The organism is Priestia sp. P5_B4 (assembly GCF_056400385.1).
This window is the reverse complement of the sequence record NZ_JBFULJ010000630.1, coordinates 1-2,255: the sequence shown is the minus strand read 5'-3', so window position 1 is coordinate 2,255 and position 2,255 is coordinate 1. Positions and strand designations below refer to the sequence as shown.

General features: G+C 36.6%; 1 protein-coding gene. It reads left to right on the top strand.

Annotation, left to right across the window (positions count from 1 at the left end; translation table 11 throughout):
* The first annotated feature begins 231 nt into the window (after positions 1 to 231).
* Entirely contained in the window at positions 232 to 2,232 is a 2,001-nt protein-coding gene (locus tag AC1DRF_RS23940; protein WP_477741868.1) for an Ig-like domain-containing protein, read from the top strand.
* The last annotated feature ends 23 nt before the right edge of the window (positions 2,233 to 2,255 follow it).

Genomic DNA, 2,255 nt, shown 5'->3' with positions numbered 1-2,255 from the left:
AGCCTAAGCCTTGAAGTACTGCCGAGCAGAAACCCTGTGCTCTTTCTTAAACAGTGAAGTTGAAAAAAAATGAATATGTCTCTGATTAAATAAGTTGGAATATTTAAAATAAATAAAACTTTAGTATTACTAAAATCCAATTATTGTTATATTATAGATTTGTTAGTTACATATATCTAGAGGGAGGGAAGTAATAGTTTTGCAGGGAAATTAAAAATAAAGGGGATATCTATGAGAAAAATGATGAAGAAAAGTGTATGGGGGTTATTCATTTTATTAGTAGGAGCTGCAATTTTTCCACTCAATCAATCAGCTTATGCTGAAGCTTCAAAACCAAAGCTTATTTATGAAATAGAAAAAGGTCAAAATTATAACGTAATAGATGCGTGGGATAATGGAGGAGTACTTTATCAAAAGCAGCAAGAGAATTATAGCGATGAGCAAGAGTTTGGCGTCATTATTAATGGACAGAAAAAATGGAGTATTAAATCTTTAACGTTATTCTATATTGGAGATACAAAAGATAGTTTATATTTTTATAAGCGAAACGATAATAATTCCAAACAGCTTTATATTATAAGCAAGACAACGTGGAAACAAGAAACGGTTAATATACCAGAACTTGTGTTAAGCAAAAGCGTTATCGCTCCAAATGGCATGATTTATATGGCAGGAGGAGAGCCTGAAGAAAAAAACTTCCTTTATGCCTTTGATTCCAAAGGGAAACTAAAGTGGCATAATGAATTTGTTGCTATAGGAATTGCTGAATTGCTAGTGGACAAAAGCAGCAACCTGTATACTAACGGCATAGAAGGTGTAACAGTATTTGATCCTTCTGGAAAAGTGAAATGGAAGAAATCGGGAGGCTCTGTGTTTGCAACAGATCCACAAAATAACATGCTCTATTTTCAGGAAGGGTATCCGTCAAACTTATATGGTTTAAATGCAAACGGCTCTATAAAATGGACAAAGAAAATGACTGTTGATGTGTGGCCAGCACCCATTTATGATTCTATTAATAAAAATCTTTTAGTAGCAGATAACGAAGCAGGCGTTTTATACAGCTATGATGGAGTAACAGGACAAGCAAAGTGGAACGTAAAAAGCGATGCTCCTTTTCCAGTAGGAATGGGTGATTATCGACCTTCTGCTACTCCTGTTATAGAAACAGGGAAAAGCGGAACAACTTATTATTCGGCTCACCGAGGCGATTATGCACCAAAAGAAACATATATTAAAGCCATTAGCAAAGAAGGAAAAGTAAAGTGGACATTGAAGACAAATGAATTAGTTTCCATCAAGGAATCTGTTAATCAAAGTGTCTATCTAGCAGGAAAAACAAGTCTAACGGCTGTACAGTCAAATGGTAAAAAAGCATGGGAGACATCAGGTGATTTTTCAAAAGTACAATTTATATCAACTGATAGTGGAGAAATCTATTATTCCCAAGGAGCTAAAGTTTATCAAATAAACGATAAAGCAGCGCCTGTTGTCCCAGCAGCGCCAAAAGTGAATGCTGTAAGTGATCAAAATACAGCAGTAACAGGAACTACAGAAGCTAACGCCACGGTTTACGTAAAAGTTGGGAGTAAGACATTGGGAAGCGGCAAGGCAAATAGCAAAGGGGCATTCAGTATCAAGGTACCGAAGCAAAAAGCAGGTACCAAGTTATCGGTAACAGCTCAAAATGCAGAGAAAAATACTAGTACAGCAACGATAGTAACGGTACAGGACAAAACAGCTCCATCTGTACCGAAAGTGAATGCTGTAAGCGATCAAAGTACGGCAGTAACAGGAACTACGGAAGCTAACGCCATGGTTTACGTAAAGGTTGGAAGTAAGGCATTAGGAAGAAGCAAGGCAAACGGTAAAGGAGCATTTAGTGTCAAAATATCAAAACAAAAAGCAGGAACAAAGTTAGCAGTAACAGCTCAAGATGCTGCCAAAAATACAAGTAAAGCAGCGGCAGTGACGGTACAAGACAAAACACCTCCACCTGCTCCAAAAGTGAACAATTTGACTACTAAATCAACTCACGTCATAGGCACAACTGAAGCTAACGCTACAATTGAAGTAAAAGTAGGTACTAAACTTATAGGAAGCGGAAAAGCCAACTCAAAAGGAAGCTTTGATGTAAGAATTCCAAAGCAAAAGGCAGGAACAAAAGTTGATGTCTTTGCAAAAGATGCTGCTAAAAATCAAAGCAAAACGGCTAAAGTAGTAAGTAAATAATTATTTATATGAAAAAAAGTCTG

Bases quoted from the DNA above. Each gene is read 5' to 3' on its own strand.
- AC1DRF_RS23940 (WP_477741868.1), top strand. From the start codon at position 232: ATGAGAAAAATGATGAAGAAAAGTGTATGGGGGTTATTCATTTTATTA.